General features: G+C 67.1%; 20 protein-coding genes. 12 read left to right on the top strand and 8 right to left on the bottom strand.

The window, feature by feature from the left end:
• Positions 1-13: 13 nt before the first annotated feature.
• Complete coding sequence (locus tag AC1POX_RS00475; RefSeq protein ID WP_481108593.1) at positions 14-415, bottom strand: hypothetical protein; 402 nt, start codon at positions 413-415, stop codon at positions 14-16.
• Here AC1POX_RS00475 and AC1POX_RS00470 point away from each other — a divergent pair.
• From AC1POX_RS00470 to AC1POX_RS00425, 10 genes are all read left to right on the top strand, one after another.
• Complete coding sequence (locus AC1POX_RS00470) at positions 415-804, top strand: hypothetical protein (RefSeq protein WP_011345843.1); 390 nt, start codon at positions 415-417, stop codon at positions 802-804. The two genes, AC1POX_RS00475 and AC1POX_RS00470, sit on opposite strands and share 1 nt — an antisense overlap.
• Before the next feature lie 371 nt (positions 805-1,175).
• Entirely contained in the window at positions 1,176-2,804 is a 1,629-nt protein-coding gene (locus tag AC1POX_RS00465; RefSeq protein WP_372173195.1) for a TldD/PmbA family protein, read from the top strand.
• Positions 2,805-3,522: 718 nt separating this feature from the next.
• Positions 3,523-5,157: a TldD/PmbA family protein gene (locus AC1POX_RS00460; protein ID WP_372173194.1), complete on the top strand. Its 1,635-nt coding sequence runs from the start codon at positions 3,523-3,525 to the stop codon at positions 5,155-5,157.
• A gap of 14 nt (positions 5,158-5,171) precedes the next feature.
• The gene (locus tag AC1POX_RS00455) at positions 5,172-6,506 is read left to right on the top strand and encodes a TldD/PmbA family protein (protein ID WP_008573991.1); all 1,335 of its coding nucleotides are present in this window, start codon (positions 5,172-5,174) and stop codon (positions 6,504-6,506) included.
• Positions 6,503-7,321 (top strand): DUF4159 domain-containing protein, encoded by an 819-nt coding sequence (locus AC1POX_RS00450; RefSeq protein WP_136733077.1) that lies wholly within the window; start codon positions 6,503-6,505, stop codon positions 7,319-7,321. Before AC1POX_RS00455 ends, AC1POX_RS00450 begins: the two co-directional genes overlap by 4 nt.
• A gap of 112 nt (positions 7,322-7,433) precedes the next feature.
• Complete coding sequence (locus tag AC1POX_RS00445; RefSeq protein WP_372356615.1) at positions 7,434-8,426, top strand: AAA family ATPase; 993 nt, start codon at positions 7,434-7,436, stop codon at positions 8,424-8,426.
• A 13-nt stretch (positions 8,427-8,439) separates the two neighbouring features.
• Complete coding sequence (locus tag AC1POX_RS00440; protein WP_372356614.1) at positions 8,440-9,336, top strand: DUF58 domain-containing protein; 897 nt, start codon at positions 8,440-8,442, stop codon at positions 9,334-9,336.
• 43 nt (positions 9,337-9,379) lie between these two features.
• Entirely contained in the window at positions 9,380-10,579 is a 1,200-nt protein-coding gene (locus AC1POX_RS00435) for a BatA domain-containing protein (protein WP_031420520.1), read from the top strand.
• Positions 10,576-12,834 (top strand): hypothetical protein, encoded by a 2,259-nt coding sequence (locus AC1POX_RS00430; RefSeq protein ID WP_372356613.1) that lies wholly within the window; start codon positions 10,576-10,578, stop codon positions 12,832-12,834. The genes AC1POX_RS00435 and AC1POX_RS00430 overlap by 4 nt, the downstream gene beginning before the upstream one ends.
• A gap of 157 nt (positions 12,835-12,991) precedes the next feature.
• A complete protein-coding gene (locus tag AC1POX_RS00425; protein WP_372356612.1) occupies positions 12,992-14,773 on the top strand; it encodes a carboxypeptidase regulatory-like domain-containing protein in 1,782 nt (593 codons plus the stop codon).
• Positions 14,774-15,032: 259 nt separating this feature from the next.
• On the opposite strand, the gene AC1POX_RS00420 is transcribed toward AC1POX_RS00425, so the two are convergent.
• Positions 15,033-15,689 (bottom strand): DUF938 domain-containing protein, encoded by a 657-nt coding sequence (locus AC1POX_RS00420; RefSeq protein ID WP_014088921.1) that lies wholly within the window; start codon positions 15,687-15,689, stop codon positions 15,033-15,035.
• 220 nt (positions 15,690-15,909) lie between these two features.
• Positions 15,910-16,704, bottom strand: coding sequence for an EcsC family protein (locus AC1POX_RS00415; RefSeq protein ID WP_017157982.1), 795 nt, complete (start codon positions 16,702-16,704; stop codon positions 15,910-15,912).
• Between the two features lie 170 nt (positions 16,705-16,874).
• Between AC1POX_RS00415 and AC1POX_RS00410 the strand changes: the two genes are divergently transcribed.
• Positions 16,875-17,348 (top strand): SRPBCC family protein, encoded by a 474-nt coding sequence (locus AC1POX_RS00410; RefSeq protein ID WP_008577858.1) that lies wholly within the window; start codon positions 16,875-16,877, stop codon positions 17,346-17,348.
• 343 nt (positions 17,349-17,691) lie between these two features.
• Here the strand turns inward: AC1POX_RS00410 and proP are convergent, their stop codons facing one another.
• From proP to AC1POX_RS00385, 5 genes are all read right to left on the bottom strand, one after another.
• Positions 17,692-19,182: a glycine betaine/L-proline transporter ProP gene (proP, locus tag AC1POX_RS00405; protein WP_014088919.1), complete on the bottom strand. Its 1,491-nt coding sequence runs from the start codon at positions 19,180-19,182 to the stop codon at positions 17,692-17,694.
• A gap of 532 nt (positions 19,183-19,714) precedes the next feature.
• Entirely contained in the window at positions 19,715-20,044 is a 330-nt protein-coding gene (locus tag AC1POX_RS00400) for a thioredoxin family protein (RefSeq protein WP_071117546.1), read from the bottom strand.
• Between the two features lie 20 nt (positions 20,045-20,064).
• Positions 20,065-20,463, bottom strand: coding sequence for a host attachment family protein (locus tag AC1POX_RS00395; protein WP_008577854.1), 399 nt, complete (start codon positions 20,461-20,463; stop codon positions 20,065-20,067).
• A gap of 383 nt (positions 20,464-20,846) precedes the next feature.
• Positions 20,847-24,569, bottom strand: coding sequence for a M48 family metallopeptidase (locus AC1POX_RS00390; protein WP_372357126.1), 3,723 nt, complete (start codon positions 24,567-24,569; stop codon positions 20,847-20,849).
• 279 nt (positions 24,570-24,848) lie between these two features.
• Complete coding sequence (locus AC1POX_RS00385) at positions 24,849-25,292, bottom strand: NUDIX domain-containing protein (RefSeq protein WP_057682005.1); 444 nt, start codon at positions 25,290-25,292, stop codon at positions 24,849-24,851.
• Between the two features lie 257 nt (positions 25,293-25,549).
• Here AC1POX_RS00385 and AC1POX_RS00380 point away from each other — a divergent pair, with 257 nt between their 5' ends.
• A complete protein-coding gene (locus AC1POX_RS00380; RefSeq protein WP_372356611.1) occupies positions 25,550-26,206 on the top strand; it encodes an SDR family oxidoreductase in 657 nt (218 codons plus the stop codon).
• Positions 26,207-26,286 lie beyond the last annotated feature (80 nt).

The raw sequence follows: 26,286 nt of genomic DNA, 5'->3' as shown, positions 1-26,286 counted from the left end.
CAAGTGATTGGGTTCAACCGCCGGCAATCGCCCCAAGCTGCCGGTGTCGCGACGCAAATCGCCCCGATACCGCGGTTGAGCCAGCCAGAGCATCCATGATCGAGATCAAATTCAGCGAAGGCGAGTGGGCGGCATCACGCGCAAGATCCAGCTGTATTTCACCGAGGAACTGAAGCAGCAGATAGGACACTTCGATGCGGAGTTTCTGCTGGATTTCTTCGCCGAAGAGGTGGGAGCCTATTTCTACAATCGGGGTATCTGCGATGCGCAGGCCATCGTTGCCAAGAAGCTGGACGACTTGGGCGAATCGATATTCCAGCTGGAACGACCCACCGATTTCATAAGGTAGGACCCTCTCCGGTTCACGCGCATGCGCTAGCGTTTCCTCTTGAACGACAGATAGGGAAGACTGCAATGACTTTAGCGAGTGCCCGCTTCCTGCTCGTGATCGCCGGCGTGGTGCTGCCGTATGCGGCACGCCTGCCATTCGGACTGGGGTGGTTGCGCCAGTACACGGATGTCGGCCTCGGTGGTTGGCTGTTGTTGGGTGGATTCAATGCGATCGCCTGGGGTGCGCTGCTGTGCATCAGCTTTTTGTACCGGCGGCCGATTGCATTGTTGGTGCCGTGCCTGCTTGGCTTTGGTGTGCTCGCCTGGGCGCATGCAACCCTCGATTTACGCGCCGATGCACAGTCGGCATTGGCGCTGATCTTCATTCCGATTTACGCGTTGCTGCCGATCACATTGGGCGGCGTACTCGGCTATGTACTGGACCGAAAGCTCCGCCGTAGCGGGACGCCCTGAGACTGCGCTGAAGTGCCGGCTTCAACATCCCGTCCGACACTGTCCGGTAGTGCGCCTGCGCCCAGATGCAGTGCAGTGCAGTGCAGTGATTCGAGGGTGTCGTCGAATTTCCCTGCGTACGATAGACAGCGCACGCCCCGCTGGAGCGCTGGTACATCCGCAGCCGAGTCAAGGTTGCGTCGTCGCGGCCCACCGCCATGCGCACGATTCACGCTTGCTCGCGTTCGCTTATGCGGGCCACGTTCGGTTTGCATTGCAGGGAACTGTTTGGATCGAACACCGCTAGCACTTGACCAAATCGGTGTACGCGGTAACGCTCGGATGCCGGTGTGCGCCTCTCGCGCTGCACGCATCGATTGGAGAGACCGCACGTGGACCGTCGTACCTTCCTCACTCTGTCCGGCATCGGCGCCGCCGGGCTGCTGCTCCCCAACACGCGGCTAATCGCCGCCGAGCAGCTGCTTGCGCCAGGGGATGCAGCACGCAACCGGCGCCTTTCAGATGCCGCGCTCACCACCGCCAAGGCGGCCGGTGCCAGCTATTGCGACGTACGCGTGGGGCGCTATCTGCGTCAATTCGTGATCACCCGCGAGGCGCAGGTGGAAAACGTGGTCAATGCCGAATCCATCGGGGTGGGCGTGCGCGTGCTGGCCGATGGCGCCTGGGGGTTTGCGGCCACCAATACGTTGACCAGCGATGGCGTGGCCACCGCCACGCGGCAGGCGGTGGCCATTGCCAAGGCGAATGCGCGCTTGGGCGGCACGCCGGTGCAGCTGGCGCCGGTGACGCCGGCCGGACAGGTCAGCTGGAAGACGCCGATCAGGAAGAACGCCATGGAAGTGCCGCTGCAGGACAAGGTGGCACTGCTGATGGACGTCAATGCAGCTGCGCTCAATGCCGGGGCCACCTTCGTGGCCTCGCGCATGTTTGCGATCAATGAGCAAAAATATTTCGCCAGCAGCGATGGCTCCTACATCGATCAGGACGTGCACCGGTTGTGGCTGCCCTTCACCGTCACTGCAGTGGACAAGGCCAGCGGCAAGTTCCGCACCCGCGATGGGCTGTCCTCGCCCATGGGCATGGGCTACGAATACCTGGATGGCGATGCCGGCCAGAAGCACCAGCTGCCAGGCGGGCTGATCGGTTACGGGCACAGCTACGATGCGCGCGAAGATGCGATCGCCGCGGCTAGGCAGGCGCGCGCCAAACTCACCGCGCCGTCGGTGAAGGCAGGCAAGTACGATCTGGTGATCGACCCGAGCAATCTGTTCCTCACCATCCATGAGTCGGTCGGGCACCCGCTGGAGCTCGATCGCGTGCTGGGTTACGAGGCCAACTACGCCGGCACCAGTTTCGCCACCCTGGACAAGCGCGATGCAGGTTACCGCTGGGGCAGCGATGCAGTGACCTTCGTCGCCGACAAGACCCAGCCGGGCAGCCTGGGTGCGGTGGGGTACGACGATGAGGGCGTCAAGACCAAACAATGGGAGCTGGTGAAGAACGGCATCCTGGTCGACTACCAATGCACGCGCGATCAGGCGCACCTGCTCGGCAAGACTGCGTCCGATGGCTGTAGCTACGCCGATTCGTGGTCGAACGTGCAATTCCAGCGCATGCCCAATGTGTCGTTGGCGCCAGGCAGGACGCCGTTGGCGGTTGCCGACATGATCAGGAACGTGGAGCACGGCTTGTACATCCATGGGCGCGGTTCGTATTCGATCGACCAGCAGCGCTACAACGCGCAGTTCGGCGGGCAGCTGTTCTACGAGATCGAAAACGGCCAGGTCACCCGCTTGGTGGAAGACGGCGCCTACCAGATCCGCACGCCGGAATTCTGGAATGCCTGTAGCGCCGTGTGCGACGAGCGCGACTTCCGCCTGGGTGGCTCGTTCTTCGATGGCAAGGGCCAGCCGAGCCAGGTCTCGGCGGTGTCGCATGGCGCGTCCACCGCGCGCTTCGATGGCATCAACGTGATCAATACCGCGCGTTCGTTGGGTTGAGGGTTGGTGGATCGACTGCGTGGTGATTGAGTTGTCTGCGTTGGCTCAGCACATTTAGGCACTGAGATTGTGTTTGTTGCGGTCGCTTAACTATCTTCAAGCTTGGTCAGTCGAGCGCGCGGTGCCCTCACCGTTTGCGGGACACGCCGTGAACCCGTCCATGGGGGCTCGATGGCGGCATCCATGCCGCCAACGGTCCCGCAATCGGCGAGGAGACTGCACCAGAAAGTCCGCTGGTTGCTTGTTGAAGAACAGAGAGCACCGCGCGAGACCATTGCTGTTTGCTTGCTGAAAACTTTGCACACCGACCAACTTGACTGGTCCTTGCCTGCTCACCGTCGCGGGACCCTTGGCGGCATGGATGCCGCCACGGAGCTTACAGGGACGTACTTGCAGCGTGTCCTGCGATGGTGGGCGGGCAAGGACCCTGCAGTGAGCGCGCAGAGCATGCGCTCTGCACCTGATTTAAGGAATGGATCTGCGCATCCAATGTGCAACGATAGTCATCGCACACCGCCAGCCGCGCTCGCCATCCACTCGATGCACGCCGGTTGTGCCACGCCATCGGCCTGCGCACAACGTTTGCACATGCACCCCTGCCGAAAGTCATTTGACGCAGCATTCATCGCCCGGCAAGAATCGGCCGATACCGCGCGCAGAGCCATGTGCGTGTCACCACACCACCTGCGCGCCGCGCGGGACTATTGGGGAGTTGCCCGTGCAGCGACGTGATTTCCTGGCCCTCACCGGGCTGACCATGGGCGGGCTGATCGTGCCTGCCTACTTCGGCAAGGCCATTGCCGCCGAGCAGTTGCTCACGCCCTTCGATGTGGGCCGCAAGAAGCGTCTGGCCGATGCCGGCTTGAACGCGGCGCGCCAGGCCGGCGCGAGCTATTGCGATGTGCGCATCGGCCGCTACCTGCGTCAGTTCGTGATCACCCGCGAAGACAAGGTGCAGAACGTGGTCAACACCGAGTCCATCGGCGCCGGCATCCGCGTCATCGTGGGCGGCGCGTGGGGCTTTGCCGCCACCAACGAGCTCACCGAGCAGGGCGTGGCCAAGGCCGCCGCGCAGGCGGCGGCAATCGCCAAGGCCAATGCCAAGGTGCAGGGCACGCCGGTGCAACTGGCGCCGACGCCGGGCGTGGGCGAGGTGAGCTGGAAGACGCCGATCAAGAAAAACGCCATGGAAGTGCCGATCAAGGACAAGGTGGATCTGCTGCTCGGCGTCAATGCCGCCGCCACGGCCGCCGGGGCCAACTTCGTCAACTCGATGCTGTTCGTGGTCAATGAGCAGAAGTATTTCGCCAGCACCGACGGCTCCTACATCGACCAGGACGTGCACCGCATCTGGGCGCCGATGAGCGTGACGGCCATCGACAAGGCCAGCGGCAAGTTCCGCACCCGCGATGGGTTGTCCGCGCCGATGGGGCTGGGCTATGAATATCTCGATGGCGCCGCCTCCGGCAAGTTCGTCTCGCCCAACGGCGTGGTCAATTACGGCCTGTCCTACGACATGAAGGAAGATGCGATTGCGGCGGCCAAGCAGGCACAGGAGAAGCTCAAGGCGCCGTCGGTCAAGCCGGGCAAGTACGACCTGGTGCTGGATCCCTCGCACACCTGGCTCACCATCCACGAGTCGGTGGGCCACCCGCTGGAGCTGGACCGCGTGCTTGGCTACGAAGCCAACTACGCAGGCACCAGTTTCGCCACGCTGGACAAGCTCAAGGCCGGTTTCCAGTACGGCAGCGACAAGGTGCATATCCTCGCCGACAAGACCCAACCCGGTAGCCTCGGTGCGGTGGGCTACGACGATGAAGGCGTCAAGACCAAGCAGTGGGACCTGATCCGCGGCGGCAAGCTGGTGGACTACCAGGCCATCCGCGATCAGGCGCATATCCTGGGCAAGACCGCCTCCGATGGGTGCTGCTATGCCGACTCGTGGTCGAGCGTGCAGTTCCAGCGCATGGCCAATGTGTCGCTGGCCGCCGGCAAGACGCCGCTGAGCGTGAGCGATCTGATCAAGAACGTGGAAAACGGCATCTACATCATCGGCGATGGCTCGTTCTCCATCGACCAGCAGCGTTACAACGCGCAGTTCGGTGGCCAGCTGTTCTACGAAATCAAGAACGGCGCCATCACCCGCATGCTCGAAGACGTGGCCTACCAGATCCGCACCCCGGAATTCTGGAACGCCTGCAGCGCCGTGGCCGATCAACGCGACTACCGCCTGGGCGGCTCGTTCTTCGACGGCAAGGGCCAGCCGAGCCAGGTCTCGGCGGTCTCGCACGGTTCGTCCACCGCCCGCTTCGATGGCATCAACGTCATCAGCACCGCCCGCTCGCTCGGCTGACAGGAGAAACCCACATGAGCATCCTTACCGAAGCGCAGGCCAAGGCCATCCTGGACAAGGTCATCAAGCTGTCCAAGGCCGACGAGTGCACCGCCACGCTCACCGGCTCGATCGACGGCAATATCCGTTTTGCGCTCAACAACGTGTCCACCAGCGGCATCGTCGACAACACCGACCTGCAGGTGCAGGTGGCGTTCGGCAAGCGCGTGGGCGTTGCCACCATCAACGCGTTCGACGACGCCTCGCTGGAGCGCGTGGTGCGCCGTGCCGAAGACCTCGCACGGCTGGCGCCGGAAAACCCGGAATTCATGCCGGCGGTCGACAAGCAGACCTACAGGCCCAGCCCGACCTTCAGCGAATCCACGGCAGCGGTTGATCCGGCGTTCCGCGCGCAGGTGGCGGCCGACTCGATCGCCCCATGCAAGGGCAAGGGGCTGATCGCCGCAGGCTTCCTCGAAGACGGCCAGAGCTTTACCGCATTCGCCAACAGCAAGGGCAACTTCGGCTATCAGCGCGGTGCGCGCTTCGACTACACCTGCACCGTGCGCACCGAAGATGGTCGCGGCTCGGGCTGGGTGGGCCGCAATCTAAAGGATGCCGCCGACTTCAAGGCCGAGCAGGACATCCGCATCGCGATGCGCAAGGCCAGCGATTCGGCCGAAGCCAAGGCGCTGGAGCCGGGCAAGTACACGGTGATCCTGGAGCCGGCGGCGGCCGCAGGCCTGATCTCGTTCATGATGAATTTCTTCGACGCGCGCATGGCCGATGAGGGACGCAGCTTCCTGTCCAAGAAAGGTGGCGGCAACAAGCTCGGCGAACAGGTCTACGACCCGCGCGTGAACATCACCGCCGACCCGTGGGACCCACGTGCGGCAGTGATGCCGTGGGACGAGGAAGGCCTGCCGCGCGAGAAGATGTCCATCGTGGAAAACGGCAAGATCGCCAACCTGCAGTATTCGCGCTTCTGGGCGCAGAAAAACGGCAAGCGTGCGGTCGGCGAGCCGGGCAACCTGCTGATGGCCGGCGGCGACAAGAACATCGCCGAGCTGGTGCGTGGTACCGAGAAGGGCATCCTGGTCACGCGCACCTGGTACATCCGCATGGTCGACCCGCAGACCGTGCTGCTGACCGGGCTCACCCGCGACGGCACGTTCTACATCGAGAACGGCCAGATCAAATATCCGGTGAAGAATTTTCGCTTCAACGAATCGCCGGTGATCATGCTCAACAACATCGACGAGCTGGGCAAGCCGGTGCGCGTGGCTGGCGATGAATCCAACTTCGTGATGATGATTCCGCCGATGCGGCTGCGGGACTTTACGTTTACTTCGTTGTCGGATGCGGTGTGAGTAGAAGCCGGGAATCGGGAGTCGGGATTCGAGAATGGGAGAGCACAGCAGGCTCTCTGCATCGTGATACTTTTCCTGCACCTCCCGTTTCCGGTCTACGTCACTTGGCGGCGCCTGCGACGCGCCGCCACTTTCTCGGCCTGTTGCTCGGTAGCGTCGCTGCGTTGGCGCTGCCGCAGCGCGTGCGGGCGGCTGGCAATTACGATTTCTGGTTCACCCGGTTGCGCTACGACTCCGGCGATTGGGATGTGGACGCGCGCATGCCGTCCAACCTGATCACCTCGCTGATCGACTACACCCAGCTGCGGGTGGACCCGCAGGAACATGTGCTGGATCTGGCCGACCCGCGCATGTTGCAGGCGCCGTTCTGCTATCTGTCCGGTCACAAGCTGGTGGAGTTCAACCCGGCCGAGCGGCGCAACTTCGAGCGCTATGTGCGTAACGGCGGCTTTGTGTTCGTGGACGATTGCAACCACGATATCGATGGTTTGTTCGCCACCTCGTTCGAAGCGCAGATGACCTCGATCTTCGGCAAGACGGCGTTGCAGAAACTGCCAAAGAACCATCGACTCTACAGCGCCTTCTTCACCTTCCCCGACGGCCCGCCGGCCACCGGTTTCGAACTCAATGGCTGGGGCGACGACCTGGTGCACGACTATCTCAAAGGCATCAGCATCGATGGCCGGCTCGGGGTGCTCTACAGCAACAAGGATTACGGTTGCGAATGGGATTACGACTGGCGCAACAAGCGTTTTCTGGCCGAAGACAACACCAAGTTCGGCGTCAACATCGTGATGTATGCATTGACCAATTGATCGCCGCAGGGTGCTCGCCATGTCGAACCAGGCTTGCGCAATCAAGAATCACCGCTGAGGCCTCGTGCGCAAGCGCGCCGCGCATCAGCAACCATCCAACGAGAATTCGCGCATGACCTCCCCCAACGACGACATCCTCACCGCGCAGCTCTCCCAGCTGGGCACGTTGCGCGCCGCCCTGGCCCGGGCCGTGGTGGGCCAGGACGCGGTGGTGGAGCAATTGCTGATCAGCCTGCTCGCCGGCGGCCATTGCCTGCTGGAAGGCGCGCCGGGCCTGGGCAAGACGCTGCTGGTGCGCTCGCTGGGGCAGGCGCTGGAACTGCAGTTTCGCCGCGTGCAATTCACCCCCGACCTGATGCCCAGCGACATCCTGGGCACCGAGTTGCTGGAAGAAGACCACGGCACCGGACATCGGCATTTTCGCTTTCAGCAAGGGCCGATCTTTACCAATCTGCTGCTGGCCGACGAACTCAATCGCACCCCGCCCAAGACCCAGGCCGCATTGCTGGAAGCGATGAGCGAACGCACGGTGAGTTATGCCGGCACCACCTATGCGCTGCCGGCGCCGTTCTTCGTGCTGGCCACGCAAAACCCGATCGAACAGGCCGGCACCTACCCGTTGCCCGAGGCGCAGCTGGATCGCTTCCTGCTGCATGTGCGGGTGGATTATCCCAGCGAGCAGGAAGAGCGCGACATCCTTAGCCAGACCACCGGCAGCGCAATCGCGCAGGTACCCAAGGTGATGGACGCGGCCAGCGTGCAGGCGCTGCAACAGCATGTGCGGCAGGTGCATGTGGGCGCAGAGTTGCTGACCTGGATCAACCGTCTGGTGCGTGCCAGCCGTCCTGGCCCGCAGGCCAGCGACGAGGTGCGTCAGTGGATCAAATGGGGCGCCGGCCCGCGCGCCGGGCAGTCGCTGGTGCTGGCGTCCAAGGCGCGCGCACTGCTGCATGGACGCTTTGCAGCCACCCGCGAAGACGTGGTGGCGCTTGCGGCGCCGGTGATGCGCCACCGCCTGTTGCTCTCGTTCGCGGCCGAGGCCGAACAACGCACAGCCGACGACGTGGTCGCCGCATTGCTGCGCGCCGTGCCATTCCCTACCTGAGGCGTCGCGCGGCGTGAGTGTGGACGTGCCGGCCTTGATTCCCAGCGACGTGCGCAGCCGCCTGCGTGGTCTGCAGCTGCGTGCGCGTCACGCACAGGGTGCGCACGGCATCGGCCAACATGCCAGCCGTAGCCGCGGCGCTGGACTGGAATTTGCGCAATACCGCGCCTACGAACCGGGCGATGCGCTGCGCCAGATCGACTGGAAACTCTACGCGCGCTCGGACCGCTTCTTCGTGCGCGAAGCCGAGCGCGAAAGCCCGCTGACGCTGTGGTTGTTGCTCGATGCCACTGCCTCCGCCGGCCAGGCCGATCACGCGCGCCCCGGCAGCACGCGGCTTCAAACAATGGCGATGCTGGCGGCCTGCGCTGCTGAAATCGCGCTGCAGCAGGGCGATCAGGTCGGTCTGTTCGCCGTGCATGGCGGCGGGTTGGTGGCAGTGCCGGCCGGCGCCGGGCCGCGGCAACGCGACCGGCTATGGCTGGCCCTGCATGGCTTGCGCGCCGGGGGGCGTTGGCCGGGCATGGCCGCCGTGCGCCCGCTGTGGGAACGCATCGCCACGCATGCGCTGGTGCTGTCGATCGGCGATGGCTTCGACGAAGACCTCAACGCTGCACTGGAAAAACTCGCCGCCGCGCGCCGCGAGGTCATGCAACTGCAGGTGCTGACCTGCGACGAACGCGATTTCAGTTTCAGCGGCGGGCACCGGTTTCGCGACCCGGAAACCGGCGAACAATTGCTGGGCGATGGCGCGGCCATGCGCGCCGATTATCTGCACCGCTTCGGCGCGGCACAGCGCGCGCAGCAGGCGCGCTGGCAGGCCGCCGGCATCGCGCACGCAGTGCAGTATCTGGACGCAGCACCCGAGGCGGCACTACGCCAGTTGTTCGGGCAAGGCGCGCGGCGATGAGCTGGCAGGTCGGCTGCGCGCATGTCGCCAGGCGGGTGCCGCGATGAACCTGCTGTTGCTTTTCCCTGCGGGACTGGCCGCGTTGGCCGCGTTGCTGCTGCCGCTGCTGATCCATCTGGCCCGGCGCAGCGAACACCGGCCGACCGACTTCGCCGCGTTGCGCTGGTTGCGTGCGCTGCCGCGCCCACGCCACCGCGTGCGTCTGGACGAATGGCCGCTGCTGCTGGCGCGCTTGTTGCTGCTGGTTGCGGTGGCGCTGCTGCTGGCCGAACCGGCCGTGCGCGATCACGACGATGCACGCCCACGCATTGCGCTCAGCCCGGGAGTCGATGTGGCCGCCGCACGCCAGCTGCGCCACGTCGCGGACGCGCGGTGGGTATGGCTGGCGCCGGGCTTCCCGCCGGTCGATGCCGATGCCAATGCCAAGACCCCCAAGACTCTCGCCACGCCTGCGGGCGCGACGCAACCGGTCTCCAGCCTGTTGCGCGAGCTCGATGCCAGCCTGCCGCCAGATGCGGCGCTCAGCGTGATCGTGCCGGCCCAGTGGGGCCCGCTGGATGCGCAACGGCTGCAGTTGTCGCATCAGGTGCGCTGGCAGGTCGTGCCCGGTCAGTCGCCGCTTGCGGCGCCCGTTGCTGCCGCGCCGCTACGACTGCAGGCGATTGCCGACGACAGCACCACGCCGGCCCTGCGCTATCTGCGCGCCGTACATGCCGCCTGGGCGCTGCCGGGCAGCTTGCCGATAAGCACGCCGGCCAACGCACAGCCTTCGCGCTGGGGTCCCGGCACCGTGGTGGCGTGGCTGTCGCGCAGTGCCCCGCCGGCGCCGGTGATGGCCTGGGTCGCAGCCGGTGGGCAGTTGCTGGTGGATGCGCAGACACCTCTCCCGCCCAACCTCGCCGCGACGCTGCAGCCCGTGCAACAGACCGCCTCTGGCGCGCCATGGCTCGATGCCGCAGCGCTCGGCCGCGGACGCGTGCTGCGCTGGGCCGCACCATTGCAACCGCAGCAACTGCCGGCACTGCTGGATGCCGGCTTCCCCACCCGTTTGCACGACGCTCTGCAACCAGCACCCACACCGCAGCGCGCACTGGCGCAGACCCAGCACCCGCAGCGCGGTGCCGCCGCCCGCCTGACGACCACCCCGCGACCGCTGGCGCCGTGGCTGATCGGCCTGGTGCTGCTGCTGTTCGCGCTCGAACGCTGGCTGGCCACCGCGCTGCGCCGGGCCACTCCCGCATGAGCACGCCGGCACTGCAGCGGGCGTGGCAGGCGGCACGGCGGCGACAGGCCGCAGGCGTGCTGTTGTTCGGGCTGCCGTGGGCAGCGCTGCCGGCGGCGCTGGCGTGGCGCGCCGGTGCGCAGGTCGCCGTCGTGGTGCTGCTGCTTCTGGGCCTGCTGGCACTGGGCGGCGCGGCGCTGCTGGCCGCGCGGCGTCTCGACCAGGCCTGGCTGATCCGCCGGCTGGACCGCGATGCAGATCTGGAGGACAGCAGCGATTTGCTGTTCGCGCCGATCGCTCAACTCGGTCCGCTGCAGACCCTGCAACGGCAACGGCTGGAGCAGCGCCTGCGCAGCACCCCGCGCGATCTGCGCCCGGCCTGGCCGTGGCGCCGCGCCTGGCCCTGGAGCGTGCTGGGTGCGCTCGCCTGCGGTGCGCTGCTGCTGTGGCCGCAACCGGCCACCCAACGCACTCCGCCAACCGACCGCGTTGCCGCCGCGCGTGCCAGCAGTGGCGCCCCCACGCTGCGGCAGGCGCAGCTACGCAGCAGCCCGCCGGCCTACACCGGTCTGCCGGCCGCGCGCCTGCCCGGCCTGGATGCGAAGGTGCCGGCCGGCACCCGGCTGGACTGGCAACTGCAGGTCAGCCCGGCGCCGCGCAGCGTGGCCCTGCGGCTTACCGACGGCCGCACCGTCGCGCTGGCGCGAGAAGGCAGCAGCGAGACGTGGCAAGGCCATTGGGTCGCCGAGCGCGCCACCCTGTACCGCATCCTCATCGACGGCGCGCCGGCCGACCGCCAGCTGCATCGGCTGGACGTGCTGCCCGACCGCCCACCGCAGGTGCGTGTGCTTGCCCCCGAACAGAGCCTGGTGCTGTGGTCCCCGGCCAACCGCAGCTGGACGCTACGTTTCGAAGCCAGCGACGACTACGCCGTGGCCGCCAGCGCCGAGCTGCGCCTCACCCTGGCCCAGGGCAGCGGCGAGAACATCACCTTCAGCACCCAGCGCCGCACGCTCACCGGCAGCGGCCCGGCCCGGCAACGCGGCTTCGCCGCCACCGTGCAGCCGCAGGCGCTGGGCATGGCCGCGGGCGACGACCTGATTGCCCAGCTCATCGTCCACGACACCCGCCAGCCCGGCCCGCAGGAAGGCCGCAGCGCCAGTGTGATCCTGCGCTGGCCGCCGCCCGAACAGACCATGGCCGCCGGCCTGGAAGCCAGCGTCAAGCAGACCTTGCCGGCCTACTTCCGCAGCCAGCGCCAGATCATCATCGACGCGCAGGCACTGCTGAAGGAGAAACCGCGCCTGGACGCGGCCAGCTTCCTCAAGCGCTCCGATGCCATTGGGGTGGACCAGCGCCTGCTGCGGCTGCGCTATGGCCAATTCCTCGGCGAAGAGAGCGAAGGCGCGCCGCAAGGTCCGCCGACTGCCGACGCGCCACCCACCAGCGACGCCCCGGCCGATGATTTACCCACCGCCGATGCGCCAAGCGCGCCGGCCGCTGCTTCGGACACGCACGCCGCGCATGACCACGACGATCACGATCACGATCACGACGCCCACGCCAGCGAGCCCGGCGCCGCCGCACTGGACGACCACGACCATGGCGGCAGCAACGGCCGGCCCGAGCGCAGCAGCTTCGGCCAAGCAGAGAACGTGCTGGCCGAATTCGGCCATACCCACGACCACGCCGAAGCCGCCACCCTGCTCGACCCGCAAACCCGCGCCCTGCTGCGCGCGGCGCTGGACCAGATGTGGCAATCCGAAGGCGAGCTGCGCCAGGGCCACCCCGAGCGCGCGCTGCCGTACGCCAATAAGGCGCTGGGCTTCATCAAACAGGTGCAGCAAGCCGAACGCATCTACCTGGCGCGCGTGGGCACGCGGTTGCCGCCGATCGACCCCAGCCGGCGGCTGAGCGGCGATCGCGCCGGCCTGGGCGACCGTGCCGCCGGGTTGGACACCCGCCCGGCCCCGGACCCGTCCGCGCTGCAGCTGTGGGACGCGTTGGGCGAGGCAGCCCCAGTGCCCGACGCCACCCTGGCCCGCTACGCGCAGTGGCTGCAGACCCAGCACGACCGCCTGCACGACCCGCTGGGCCTGGCCGCCGCCGTGGAAACCCTGCGCGCCGAACCCGATTGCGCCCGCTGCCGCACCCAGCTGCGCGCCCAGGTCTGGCGCACCCTGCTCGCCCCGCCGGCAGCACCGCATCGCCGCGCCGCGCCCGACCCGCGCGGCCAGCGCTACCTGGATGCGCTGCGGCAGGAGATGCAGCCGTGAGTCCCGCCCTGATCCGCCTGCTCCCGGTGCACCGCTCGATCGGACCGAGGTGGTCTGTAGACCTGGCAGCAGGCGGTCCGCGGTCGTGCGCGCGGACCGCATCGCCAAGGCTGTACGGCGGGCGCTTTCAGGATGCATTGCGCCCGGAGCACCAACCATGACGCCCTCCTTGCCCTGGTTGGTCGGTGCGGCATTGCTGCTGATCGCCGTCATCGGCTGCGTGCGCCTGCTGCGGGCGCACCACCGGCAGCCGTATGCGCGCACCCGGCTCTGGCTGCTGTTCGCCGCCCAACCGTTGCTCGCGGCACTGCTCTATCCTGTGCTGCTGCCCCCGCCGCGCGCCGGTACCGGTGGGGAACTGCATGTCGCCACCGCCGGCACCACGGCCGGGCAGATCTCCACCGGCGACCTCGCGCGCTGGGTCGCCCTGCCCGAGGCGCCCGCATTACCCGGCGTGATGCGCGTGCCGGACCTGGCCACCGCACTGCGGCGCGCACCCGGCACCACGGCGCTGGTGGTGCATGGCAGCGGCCTGCCCGCGCGCGACCGTGAGGGCCTGAACATTCCGCTGCGGCTGAAGCTCAGCCCCGCCCCACGCGGCGTGGTCGCGGTCTCGCCCCCACCGCCAGTCGCCCCGGGCGACACCATTGCGGTGTCTGCGCAGGTGCAGGGCCTTCCCGACGCGCGCGTGGAACTGCTCGATCCGGCCGGGCAGGTGGTGGACAGCGCCGTGGCCGACCGCGCCGGCCGCGTGCGCCTGCGCGGCCTGGCGCGCGCGCCGGGCCAGGTGCTGTTCGCCGTGCGTGCACGCGATGCCGCCGGTGCAGAACGCAGCCGCGTGGAGGTACCGGTGCTGATCGCTGCCATGGCGCCGATGCGCGTGCTGCTCCTGGCCGGCGCGCCGCAGCCGGAGCTGAAATACCTGCGCCGCTGGGCCAGCGATGCCGGGCTGGACGTGCGTAGCCAGATCGCGGTCGGCGCTGGCGTGCAACTCGGCGAGGGCGCCGCGCTGGATGCGGCCAGCCTGGACCGGCTGGACCTGCTGATCGTCGACCCGCGCCGCCTGGTCGCACTGGGTGCTGCGCAGCGCCAGACCTTACGCGCCGCGATCCAGCGCGGCCTGGGTGTCTTGGTGCGCACCGACGGGCCGCTGGACGCCAACACCCGCGCTGCGCTGGCCGCGCTCGGCCTCGGCGTCAGCGGCGGCAGCACCAGCAGCCCGGTGCCCGCACCGCAGCGACTCTCGCCGCCGGCCGCGCCCGCGAATCCTGCCGGCGGCCCCGGCGACGCCCTGACGCTGGCGCCGCTGCAACGTCGCGACCTGCAACCGCAAGCCACCGACGCCCTGGTCGCCGCCCGCGCCGACGATGGCAGCGCCCTGGGCTGGTGGCGGGCCCAGGGCCGCGGGCGCATCGGCATCGGCCTGGTGGAAGACAGCTTCGCGCTGGTGCTGGCCGGCCGCAGCGATCTGCACGCCGCGCTCTGGGCGCAGTTGTCCGGCGCCGTCGCCCGCCCGGGCGGTGCGATGCCCACCCCGGTGCAGGACGGCTGGTCGAAACAACGCATGACCCTGTGCGACCTGCGCGCCGACGCCTGGGTGACCGACCCTGACCGGGCTCGCCACCCATTACTGCCGGAACGCAACGGCAATGGGCCGCGTTGCGCCGGCTACTGGCCGGCAACCCCCGGCTGGCATCGCCTGGAGAGCGGCAACACCCAACGCTGGCTCCATGTCCGCGCGCCCAATGAAGCGCCGGCCCTGTACGCACAGCAAAGCCGCCTCGCCACCATCGCCCTGGCGGCCGGCGCTGCCTCCGCACCCGTTGCACACCCTGCTAGCCAACCCGGCGCGCGCTGGCCGTGGCTGCTGGTCTGGCTCGGCGCGGCCGCCGCGTTGTGGTGGTTTGAGCGAAAGCGACCTTCGCAACGGGTGCCGTAACAAGCGCTTGAACGACCTAGGAAAGGCGGCGTTGCAGATCGACGTTGCCAAGGGCGGAATGGCCCGCTGCACAGAGTCGCGTGTGGTCTTGAATCCCGCGGTGCGATTCGCAGCAGACGGCTCACCGGTGCGTCATTTGCGCCTCGCGACGCAGCACGCGTTGGATTCCACACGCAAATGCGCAGGCTTGTCGCTACACGGTGAGACTTCGCGCCGAACCAACAACATGCCCATCAAGTCCGCCCAGCAGTGCCGGCGATTAACTCGCCGCCGTCAGCCGCCGCCACACCCGGCAATGATTATTCGCCGGCAAGGCCACGTCATCGATCAACTGCAACCCCACCGATGCCGCCAACGCATCCACCGCTTCGGCATCGCGAATACCCGAGGCAGGGTCGCGCTCGCGCAGCATGGTGTCGAAGGCGCGATTGCTGTCGCTGGTGAATTGCCCATTGCGGTTGAACGGCCCGTAGATCGCCAGCACCGCATCGGGCGCCATCACCGCCGGCAAGCCGGCAAACAAGGCCTGCACCTGCGGCCAGCCCATGATGTGCAAGGTATTGGCGCTGTAGATCGCATCGAAGCCGCGCTGGCCGCCACGCAGCACCGGCAGGCTGGGCGGCGGTGCGAGCCCGGGCGTGGGCGTGGGCACGGCCTGCAGTGCAATCGGTGGCGGCGTGTTCGGCAGCGCCGCCTCGTCCAGCCATTGCCGCATGCCGGCAAGATGATCGAGGTGATCGCTGGCCTGCCACTGCAACCATGGCATCGCCGCAGCGAAATGCACTGCGTGTTGCCCGGTGCCCGCACCGATTTCCAGCACCTGCTGCCGGTCGGCGAAATGCGTGCGCAGTACCTCGAGAATGGGGTCGCGGTTGCGCGCGGACGCTGGCGAAAACGGTTTGGGCATCATCGGCATCTGTCGTGGTTGCGGCGATTATCGCGCCCAAGCATCGCTTGGCGGCAACCGTTCGGTGAACCGGATGCCGCGGCCCTTCGCCCGCAGCGCGTTTCGTTGGGCTGCGTTGGGCTGCGTTGGGCTGCGTTGTGCTGCGTTGGGCCAGCTTCACCCGTGGCTGCGACACCTACTGCACGATGACCTTGCAGTCATCTGCGACCTTCGCATGCAGCGGCACGCATCACCGCGGTGGCGGCAATGCCTCGTACGCGCGCCGCACCGCATCTTCGCCGAAGCGGCGCTCCAGCCGACGCACGATGAAATGTCCGCGCGCCATCGCCTGGAAGTGGCGCATGAACACGGTATTGAGCGTGGCGCCGCTGACTGCGCCGACCAGCGGCACTGCCTGCACGGCGAGTTTTTCGCCCACGTTGACCGAAAACTTCGCCGCGATGCGCGAGACCAGCGAGACCAACGCCGGTGCGCCCTTGCTGGCAAAACCGTGTGCGGCCACGTAGCTGGCCGCCGCACTCAATTGCTGCGCCATCGCCGCACGTACTGCGAAGTAGCCGGATTCGGCGCCGTCGTCGCTGGCGCTGCGCCCGCCATGCGCCAGCACTTCCAGGCACGCCAGCGCGGTGTCCGGGTCGTGCAGCGATTCACCTTCGGCACGGGCGATATCGGCGATGGAGCGCAGCATCACCGTGGTGGTCACCGGCAGCTCCACCATCAAGCCCGGCAGGCCGAAAAACCCGCCTGCACCGCCGGAAACCGCCACCGCCAGCGTATGCCGCGTCGTGGATGCCGGTTGCTGCGCATCGGCCTTGCCGCGCAGGCTCAGCAACGCCGATTTCATCGCCACCTGAAGTGCGCGACGGGTCACGCCGTCGATGCTGCGGGTCACTACCTTGGGAAGCCGTTTGGTGATCAGGCTCTCGATCGGCGCGCCCAGCGCATTGGCCAGTTGCGCTGCCACGCCGGGGTTTTCCAGCAATGCGTGGGCCGTGGCCAGATCGCGCTGCGCGGCAGCGTCCATCACCGGTATCGGAAGCGTCGTCATGCCTGCTCATCATGGTTGGGACCTGGCCGATGGTACCCAGCGCGATGTGAGTGCCGCACAAGCGAACCGGACCCTGTTGGGCCTGCAGCGCAATTGGCTGTTAAAATGCGGCAATCATCGGCGTCCAAGCAGCGAATGCTCACCAGATGAATTGCGAGATCCGCCACAGCATCGTCATTGCCGCCGCGCCGGAAGTGGTCTGCGCCGCGTTGTCCGAGCCCAGGCAGCTTGCGCGTTGGTGGACCCGTGAAGTGAGCCTGGCCGACGATCTGGTGCGCCTGGACTGGAGCCGGCAGGGCTGGCGTGTGGAACTGAGCATCGACGAAGGCGCCGATCACCAACTGGTGTGCTGGCGCTGCCACGACTCCAACATGCTCGACACCGACGCCTGGAAAGGCACGGTGATGCGCTTTGAGCTGCGCTCCATCAGCCAGGGCACGCAGGTGGATTTCGTGCAGTCCGGGTATCGCGATTCGCCGTGCAAGGAGGCCTGCGCGCGTGGCTGGCGTTTCTTTCTCGGCAGCAGCCTCAAACGCTATGTGGAAACCGGCGAAGGCGCGCCGTCGGCCGATATGCGCATGCCCGTGTTGCCAGAGCACAACCCGTACACCGCACGCTAAAGGCAGCAGCGGCGAACCGCAGCATCGTGCAACGCGCTGCGTCGATCACGGGCAACAGCATGTGGACCTGAAACTTGGCGAAGCGAAGTTTCCACCCATCCTGTGCGTGACGAACAAGCACAGCCAACACCGCTGCTACGCAAACCGCCAAGCGGTTGCTCGCGACGGTTTTATTAGCCCGCCGACCGTCATCTTCGAAGGTTCCGGCCGTCACCTGCCCTCACATTGGCGGCGATGCGCAGTGCCATCGCCCGCATCGCGTCTGGCGTGACCTCACCGGTTGCTGCAACCGCACCACATGCGCCTGAAGCCACAAATGCATGCCGTGCGAATCGCCGACAACTCACGCCGTGCGCGGTTGGCCCATCGACGCTGTGGTGGTGACCGGCAATTGCGCATCCACCGTCACCGGGCTGTCGGCCTGCAGCAAGGCGCGCGCTTCGGCATCGCTGGCCACCGCCGGCGGCGAGCCGCGTAGCGGCAATCCCGCGGTTTCGCGCACGAACAGCATGGTCAGCAAGCCGATCGCCGCTGCGCCCATCAGGTAGTACGCCGGCACCAGCGGGTCGCCGGTACGCTCCACCAGCCAGGCGGTGACCAGCGGCGTGGTGCCGCCGAACAACGACACCGACACGTTGAAGGCAATCGACAACGCGCTGTAGCGCACCGGCGTGTAGAACAGCGCCGGCAAGGTGGACGGCATCGAGCTGGTGAAGCACACCAGGGCCAGGCCAAGCAGCATCAGCCCGGCGAAAATCAGCCCGTCGTTGCCGCTACCGACCAGCAACAGGCACGGGATCGCCAACGCAAACAACGCGATGCAGGCACCGATGATCATCGGCCGCCGGCCCAGTTTGTCGCTGAACATGCCGCCGACGATGTTGAGCGGCATCATCACCAGCATCACCAGGATGATCAGCAACAAGCCCTTGCTCTCGGCGTAACCCATCGTGACGCTGAGATAGCTGGGCATGTAGGTCAGCAGCATGTAGTCGGTGACGTTGAACACCAGCACCAGGCCCACGCACTTGAGCAGTTGCGGCCAATGCAGGCGCAGCAGCGTGGTCAGGCCCTGCGCGGCGGTCTGCCGTTCGCGCTGCTCGGATTGTTCGGTATAGGCGCGAAATGCCGGGGTCTCTTCCAGCTTCATGCGCATGTACAGGCCCAGCAACCCCAACGGCCCGGCGATCAGGAACGGCACGCGCCAGCCCCAATCAAGCATCTGCGCCGGAGTCACGCTCATGTGCAAGGCGGTCACGGTGGCGGCGCCGGCGATGTAGCCACCCAGCGTGCCGAACTCCAGCCAGCTGCCCATCAGGCCGCGATTGCGGTCGGTGGCGTATTCGGCAATGAAGGTGGCCGCGCCGCCGTATTCGCCGCCGGTGGAAAATCCCTGCAGCAAACGCGCCAGCAACAGCAGTGCAGGCGCCCATAAGCCAATGCGCTCGTAAGCCGGAATCAGGCCGATACTGAAGGTGCCCAGCGCCATCAGGATCATCGTGGCGGCCAGGACTTTCTGGCGCCCGTAACGGTCGCCGAGCGGTCCGAAGACCATGCCGCCGATCGGCCGCACCAGAAAGGCCACGGTGAAGGTGGCGAAGGTCGCGATCAATTGTGCGGTGGGGTTGCTTGCCGGGAAGAACACCTGGCCCAGCGTCACCGCCAAATAGCCGTATACGCCGAAGTCGAACCACTCCATTGCATTACCGAGCGCCGCAGCGCCGACGGCCTTGCGCAGCATGCTGCGGTCCACCACGGTGACGTCATCCAGTTGCAGCTGGCGGCGGCGTTTGAACCAGCCAAAGTGCGAACGCATCGCGCGGGCATCGTGCATTTATGGTCTCCGTAAGTTGCGCCCGGGATATCTCGTCGGGCGCAGGCCGTCGCTACCCACACGCCCTGGCAACGCACAGGACACGGCACATCACGCAAGTACGGCAACGCATTGCACTTAGATGACACCGGAGGCATTCCCGGACGGCCGCGTGGATTCAACGACGCTGCGGGACAGACGACCAAGGGATGGGCATTGCCCAAGGGCTTGATCAGTGCGCTATGTTACTACAGCCGGCCGATCGATGCAGGCGCGACGGCGCCAGGCGCGCAAAACACCTTGTTTTCTGGCCGATTCATCTGCACTGGTGCGCGATGCGTACGCGCCCGTCCGCTGTGTACGCATCCGCTGCGACGATGTCGCGCACGCCCTGCGTGACGCAGCACCTGCAGCAGCACGATGCATCGCAAGCCCGCTTTTTACAGAGAATGAAAACCTGCTGCGCCTGCGTCAGGCGACCGCACGCCAACGTTCGTCAGCGATGCTCAGCGCCGTGCAAGCGCATCTCAAGGCGATGCGATGTTGCGTGCAATCAGGCTGCATCCAGCAGCGACAACAGGTCTTGCAGGTCCTCACGCGTTTGCGGTCTGACTGCGCGTGCCAGTTCGTGCCCGTCGCGCAGCAGGATAATGGTGGGCCACAGTTTGACGCGAAAAGAGCGGCCCAGCGGCCGCCCTTTCCCGTCTTCGATCTTGCGGTAGTCGATCGCTTCGTATCCGCCCAACAGCTTTTGCAGCAGCGGCTGCGCGGCAATGCAGTGGCCGCACCAGTCGGTACCGAATTCCAGAACCTGCAAACCGGTCTGTGCCTCCACTGCGCTGCGTTCCGGGGCCTGGGAGGCGTACTGGCGAACGAAGCCCATCGTCTGGATGCTCCGCTTGATTACGACAAGGCGCGCTGGATATCTTCCAGCGGCAGGTTGGTCAGATCCTTGGCCAGGTCGCCCACCAGGCGCTGCTGGGTTTCCTTGTGCAGCAACGGGCGCACGCGGCCCAAGGTGGTCGGGTCGGCCACCAGCACCAGGTGCGTGTACTCGTGCTTCAAGGCGCCATCGTTCAAGGCGTGCGAGAGCTGCTTGGCGAATGTCATTTCGTCCAGGTCTGTTTCGGTGAGATCTTGCGGCGCCTTGCCGGCCGGGCCGTCGTCATCGACGTTCTGCACGTCGGTGCGCGCGTGCTGGCGCAACACCACCTTGGATTCGTTGCCGGTGTTGGTGAACCAGCGGGCTTCGCCGCCGTCGGCCACCACTACCAAGGCGCCCTGAGGAATTTGCAGACTCATCCCATTTCTCCTGGTCGATGTTGACGCTGCCACTGCAGCGCCGGTCGATCTCAACCTAGGCGAGAAGATGTAAGGATTGCGCCTAGCCGGTGTCAGCAGCGCGTTAGGGCTGCGCGTCGAACTTCGGCAACGGCAGCTGCGCTGCCTGCTGAAAAAAACGCGCGATGGCGCGTAGCGCCTGCTGGCTTTTTCCGTGGGGCGTGGGAAATGGAAGCTGTGCCGCGGCCGGCCCGCACCCGCACGGCGGCGAGCGCAGGTGTTGTTCGTTGCTGGGCATCCGCTCGGCAACGCGGCGTCATCGCGTGCGCTACGCCGGCAGTGTCCGAGCGAGGGACGTGGCGCCCTCACCTGAGCGATTGCATCGTCGTACACCGGGCACTGCATCAGCCCAGATAGGGGCGCTCGCTGGCAAACAACAGCTGCTGGGCGCCACGCCGCCATGCATCCGGGCAGCGCTGGCCCAGTAGGACCGCCGCCATCGTGTAGGCCAGGCCGCGGCCGACCAGGCTCACGCCGCCCAACGCCGCTTCGGCCTGCTGCTGGCTGCCGCCGGCCTGTACCGCGTCGAAGAACCGGGCGATGTAGGCGCCATCTTCGCCGGTGCCTTGCAGGGTTGCCGCACGCAACGCATCCGTCTGCCAGCCCTCGCGCGCGGCCAGTGCCCAGGCGCTCGGTGCAGTGATCGGGTCGAGCCCGGCGCTTTCGGGTAGCACGCGTGCCTGCTGCAGCAATGCGGCGCTGGCGCCATGGGACGCGGCCGCGAGCCGGACGATGCGCGCCTGCACGTCGGCATCGGCGGCCGCCTCTGTCACTGCCGTGTCCAGTTGCCCGTGGGCCAGGGCGTAATAGCTGTGGTACGGCGTGCCCTGGGTGCGCTCACCGCCCTCCAGTGCCACGATCGATGCCAGTGATGGCGACTGCTGCGCCATGCCTGGCAGGTCCGTCGCCAGGCCGCGGTAGCGCTGCAAACGCGCCAGCAGCGGCAGCACTTCATCGGCCAGTGCCGGCGCGCGCGCTGCCTGTTCGTACAGCGCCTGGGCTTGCGGCAGATGCAGCTGACCGACCTGCACGGCCGCTGCAGCGCGCTGCAGCCACGGGTCATTCGGCCAGCGCGCCTGTGCGGCGACAAACGCCTGGTCGCGTTCGGGGGTATCGCTGCGGCAGCGGATCGCCGCGTACTGCAATGCAGGCGCATCCGGATGCGCCTGCGCAGCGGTAGTCTGCTGGCCGCACACCTGCGCCCGTTGCTCGGGCGTGGCGATGTCCTGCTGCATCCGCAGCGCCACCACGTCTTGCCGGTTGCGCTGCAGGCGCTCGGTCAAAATGGCGGGCAAGGCCTGTGGCGCTGCGCTGCGCAATTGCTCCATCCACTGCTCCAGATACGCCGAGTCCGCAGCGTCCCAGCGCGCGTGCGCGGTGATCAGCGCCAGATCGCGCTCCGGTCCCAGCTCGCCCAACAGCTCGTGGGGCGAACGCCCGGACACGGCCGTGAGCACGTCGCGGTACTGGCCGCCCTTGCCGCTGACCTTCTGCGGCGGCTCGCTGAAGATGTCCTGCGCCTGGGTGCGTTCCCAGCGTGTGGTGCTCAGGCTGCGCGTGGTGTCTTCGCTGGCCGAGCCGTAGCTGGCACGCCAGTTCAGCAGCAGCGCGGCACCGGCCACGTTGTAGGCGAACTGGCCGCCGTGGCCGCCGCTGGGCGCATCGAAACGTTCGATCGCCGCGCCGTTGGCGGTGCGGGTTTCCACATGATGGGTCGAACGCTCTGACAGGCGAAACACATGGCGCTCATTGGCCGGGATGGTGGCCGACTGCCCGTCGATAGCCACCGTCACGGTCTGCTGCAAACCGTTGTAGGCGACCACTTCGGCCATGCCCACCGCGCCGCCGGCCCACAACACGCCAGCCACGATCGATGCGGCCACCGCCACCCGCGCCACCGACGGAAACACGCCGTCGGCGGCCAGAAAGCGCTGCCACAGGTTCTGCCGCAGATCGCGTTGGCGCATCTCGCCCGGCAGGCGGATCGGGTAGTCGGTCGGTGCCGCCGGAGGGGTGGCGTCGGTTGGCGAGGTGTCGCCGCTGCGCAGTCGCTCGGCCACGGCGTTTTCTGCACGCAGCAACTCTTCCAGGCTGGCATCGCGCAATGTGCCCAGGGCGTCCAGGGTGACTTGCACCCAGCTGCCGGCGGCCTTCATCCAGGCATTGATGTTGTTCTCGTCGGCCTCGACCAGACCAAATTCCGGCAGGCACTGCGACCACTGCGGCTTGCCCAGGGCCTGCGCCAGCGGCGCGTTCATCTGCACCTGGCCGGCTTGCGCATACACCTGACCCAGCGCGCGTTGCACCTGATTGCAGGCCGCCACCAGCTTGCGCAATTCCTTGGACGAGACGCGGCCATCGGCGATCACGCTCTGGAAGGTCTGCAGGTACAGCAGATTGGCGTCTTCCAGATCGGCGATGGTGTGGTCGGTGTAATGCAGCACGGCCAGATAGCCACGCAGCAGCGCCGGCCAGCCGCCGCCGATACGGTTGGCTGCCGCCAGGTGCACGCTGCGGCAACGTTGATCATGGCCGCTGACGCGCGCACGCAGCACCCGCAGCTCGTCGTCCAGCTCGGCGATCACCGCCGGCAGCTGCGTGCGCGACAACGTGGTGCCCTTCCAGGTCACCACCCCGCCGGCGGCGCGCAACCCGCCATCCATCAGGCCTTGCAAGGTGGCGCGTTGGCGCTCGCGCTCGCGCAGTTGTTCGATCGCCTGGCCATCGTCGGGCAGGTACAGGCCGTCCAGCGCCTGCAGCAGGTCGCCGGACGGCAGCGGCGTGGCATACAGCTCGTCCAGGGTGCGCGCGGTACGCGTGCACGAGCGCCCCAGGTACAGCCCTTGGTAGCGCCGCGACAACGACAACGCGGCGAAGTCGCGTTCCAACTGCTCCAGCGAAACGGCAGTGTCCACGCAGGTGGGCGCCTGGCCGTTGAACATGCCCAGCGACACGCGTTCACGCAGCGCCTGGGCGTCATGCAGCAGCTCCATGGCCGGGCGCGCATCGATGGGGCAGGCGATGTAGCGGCGCTTGAGATTCTCCTCGCGTGCGGCGCTGGGCGGATGCGTGGCCCACATCTGCGAGGGCTGTGCGATTTCGCCATGAAACAGCCGGTGCATCGGCGCTGTCTCGGTCGGTACCGCCGGCACCGCCCCATGGCCGGGGTCGTTCAACACCACGCGCATGTGTTCGATGATGCGCGACTGGATGGCGAACAGATCCTTGACCGGGCGGTCCTGGGCGAATTCGCGCGCGGCAAAGCGCAGCGCGCGCTGGAAGCCGTCATCGGCCGCTTCCAGCTTGTGCAGTGCATGCACCAGCGCATCGCTGCCGGTGAGCGATGCGGCGACCAGGTCGGCCTGATATTCCATCTCGCGCGAGAGGGCGCGTTGCGCCAGTACCACGCCGCGGAAGGCGATTTCGACCAGCGAGCGGATCGACCACACGATCAACGACAGCCCCCAGCCGATCCACGCCACGCGCAGGTCGATGCGCGACAGCGTGGCCAGTACGCGGTCCAGCGCATCGCGCTTGCCCACGATGTGCGCGGCAATCTGCTGGGCGATATACACCCAACGGCCGACCGCCATGGTGCGCTGGGCGAAATGCCCGAATTCATGGGCCAGCACCGCCTTCAATTCGCCCAGGTTGAGCACATTGACCAGGCCCAGCCCGATATCCAGATTCTTGCGCGAGGGCAGTAGCAGATTGATCAGCGACAGGTCGTAGAACACCCCGGCGTTGACCTGCGCCGACAGGTACACCTTGTGCGGGCGCGGTGCCCCGGCATCGTCGGCCAGCCGGTACAGGAAGGCGAACAGCGCCGGCTGCTCGGCGGGGGTGAGTTCCAGCGCGCGGGTGTCGCGTTCGGCGCGCTTGTTGAACACCAGCGCCTTGGCCATGAACACCGCCAGAAACGCCGCGCCGGCGGCCACCACCCAAAGCCAGAACGCTTGCTCGCCGCCGGAACCCTGCAGCAAGCCGGCGACCAGCCGGTAGGCGGTCCAGCCGAACCACACCAGCAAGCCCAGGTACACGGCGATGAAACCGCCCAGGCCGAGCATGGCCAGCCAGGCGTTGCGACGATAGTTGCTGCTGGGCGCAGTGAGCTGTTCCGGCACCACGGCCGGGCCTTGCGGATAGAGCGATTCCATTCGTGTCCCCTGATGAGTGGCCGGGCGCCACGCAGTCGTTCGGCATCCCGGCCGTGCGATTCGATCCGCCGGGCGCGCTGTCCCCTCGCCCCGGCAGCGCAGAAAATAGCCGAGCGCGGCGACAAAATCCATGTGACCTACGCGGCGCACATGCCGCCGCAGGAGAGCCGCAGCGCGGCTGTCAGGCAGTCATGCCCGGGCTGCGGCGCGCTCGGCCTGCACCTGCTGCACCGCCTGCATGGCCGAGCGGGTCAGTGGCGTGGGCAGGGCATCGAGTGCGAACCAGCCGAGTTCCAGCAGCACCTGCGGTTCGCGCAGCACCGCCTGTTCCGGGCCCTGGATGCTGGCTAGATACACCGGCGCCACCCAATGCTGCGGCGGGTCCATGTCCGGCTCGAAGTGGCTGACCACGCAGAGCACGCGTTGCGGGTGCACCTGCAGGCCGGTTTCTTCGAGCACTTCGCGCACCACCGTGGCTTCCACGGTTTCCATCCAGTCCACCTTGCCGCCGGGCAGCCCCCAATGGCCTTGCTCGGGCGCACGCCCGCGCAGCACCAGCAACAGGCGGCCATCGGCGCGCTGGATGAAGGCACCGCAGCCAACGCGCGGGCGTAACTCGGAAGACATCGGCATCAGCAACTCTCGCAGACTCTGGCCCGTCAGTGTCCTAGATGTGGTGGCTGCGGGGAATGCTGGCCGGCCTGTTCGATCGCCACGCCTGGCACTGAGGAGCACCACCCAGGAAGCAACGGCGGCAGCGCGCAACTGCGGAGGGCATGCGCCTGTCGCGGTATGGCAGTGCCGGTGCGCGATTACACCGCCTTAGCACCGCGTTGGCGAGGATGGCCGCCTTTCCGCGCCATGTCGGCGCGCAGCTGTTGGAGAGGTGCATGTCTCGAATTCTCGTCATCGGTGGTCACGGCAAGGTGGCGCGCCTGCTCACGCCGCTGTTGGTGCAAGGCGGGCATCAGGTCACCGCGCTGTTCCGCAACCCTGCACACGAAGACGACGTGATGGCCGATGGCGCCACGCCGGTGGTGTTCGATATCGAACACGCACAGACCGATGCCATCGCCGCGCAGCTGGCCGGTCACGATGCGGTGGTGTGGTCGGCCGGGGCGGGCGGCGGCGATGCGGCGCGCACCTACGCGGTGGATCGCGATGCGGCCATTCGCTCCATGCATGCGGCCGAGCAGGCGCGCGTGCGGCGCTATGTGATGGTGTCCTATCTCGGCGCCGGGCTGGAACACGGCATCGGGCCGGACGATGCCTTCTTCGCCTATGCGCAGGCCAAGGCCGCTGCCGATGCGCACCTGCGCAGTACCACGCTGGACTGGACCGTGCTCGGCCCCGGCCGGCTCACGCTGGACCCACCCTCGGGCCGCATCACCCGCGACCCGGGCAGCGATGCCGAAGGCGGCGTCTCGCGTGCCAACGTGGCGCAGGTGATCGCCGCCGCACTGGCAACGCCGGGCAGCATCGGCAAAACGATCGGCTTTATCGACGGGCAGACCCCCATTGCGCAGGCGCTGTCGCAGCTGGGATGAACGCAACACCCCATGCGATCCGCACTGCACGCGGCCACCGGCGCCGGCTAACGAATTCCTAAAGCCGGCGCCCGCATAGT

The sequence above is a fragment of the Xanthomonas sp. NCPPB 3442 genome, from assembly GCF_056725145.1.
The sequence above is the reverse complement of the archived record's forward strand: the minus strand, read 5'-3'. Positions and strand labels throughout refer to the sequence as shown.

Excerpts from the sequence above, each read along its gene's own strand:
- AC1POX_RS00470 (WP_011345843.1), top strand. The coding sequence starts at position 415 with ATGACTTTAGCGAGTGCCCGCTTCCTGCTCGTGATCGCCGGCGTGGTG.
- AC1POX_RS00455 (WP_008573991.1), top strand. The coding sequence starts at position 5,172 with ATGAGCATCCTTACCGAAGCGCAGGCCAAGGCCATCCTGGACAAGGTC.
- AC1POX_RS00445 (WP_372356615.1), top strand. The coding sequence starts at position 7,434 with ATGACCTCCCCCAACGACGACATCCTCACCGCGCAGCTCTCCCAGCTG.
- AC1POX_RS00435 (WP_031420520.1), top strand. The coding sequence starts at position 9,380 with ATGAACCTGCTGTTGCTTTTCCCTGCGGGACTGGCCGCGTTGGCCGCG.
- AC1POX_RS00430 (WP_372356613.1), top strand. The coding sequence starts at position 10,576 with ATGAGCACGCCGGCACTGCAGCGGGCGTGGCAGGCGGCACGGCGGCGA.
- AC1POX_RS00425 (WP_372356612.1), top strand. The coding sequence starts at position 12,992 with ATGACGCCCTCCTTGCCCTGGTTGGTCGGTGCGGCATTGCTGCTGATC.
- AC1POX_RS00420 (WP_014088921.1), bottom strand. The coding sequence starts at position 15,689 with ATGCCGATGATGCCCAAACCGTTTTCGCCAGCGTCCGCGCGCAACCGC.
- AC1POX_RS00415 (WP_017157982.1), bottom strand. The coding sequence starts at position 16,704 with ATGGACGCTGCCGCGCAGCGCGATCTGGCCACGGCCCACGCATTGCTG.
- AC1POX_RS00410 (WP_008577858.1), top strand. The coding sequence starts at position 16,875 with ATGAATTGCGAGATCCGCCACAGCATCGTCATTGCCGCCGCGCCGGAA.
- proP (WP_014088919.1), bottom strand. The coding sequence starts at position 19,182 with ATGCACGATGCCCGCGCGATGCGTTCGCACTTTGGCTGGTTCAAACGC.
- AC1POX_RS00400 (WP_071117546.1), bottom strand. The coding sequence starts at position 20,044 with ATGGGCTTCGTTCGCCAGTACGCCTCCCAGGCCCCGGAACGCAGCGCA.
- AC1POX_RS00395 (WP_008577854.1), bottom strand. The coding sequence starts at position 20,463 with ATGAGTCTGCAAATTCCTCAGGGCGCCTTGGTAGTGGTGGCCGACGGC.
- AC1POX_RS00390 (WP_372357126.1), bottom strand. The coding sequence starts at position 24,569 with ATGCTCGGCCTGGGCGGTTTCATCGCCGTGTACCTGGGCTTGCTGGTG.
- AC1POX_RS00385 (WP_057682005.1), bottom strand. The coding sequence starts at position 25,292 with ATGCCGATGTCTTCCGAGTTACGCCCGCGCGTTGGCTGCGGTGCCTTC.
- AC1POX_RS00380 (WP_372356611.1), top strand. The coding sequence starts at position 25,550 with ATGTCTCGAATTCTCGTCATCGGTGGTCACGGCAAGGTGGCGCGCCTG.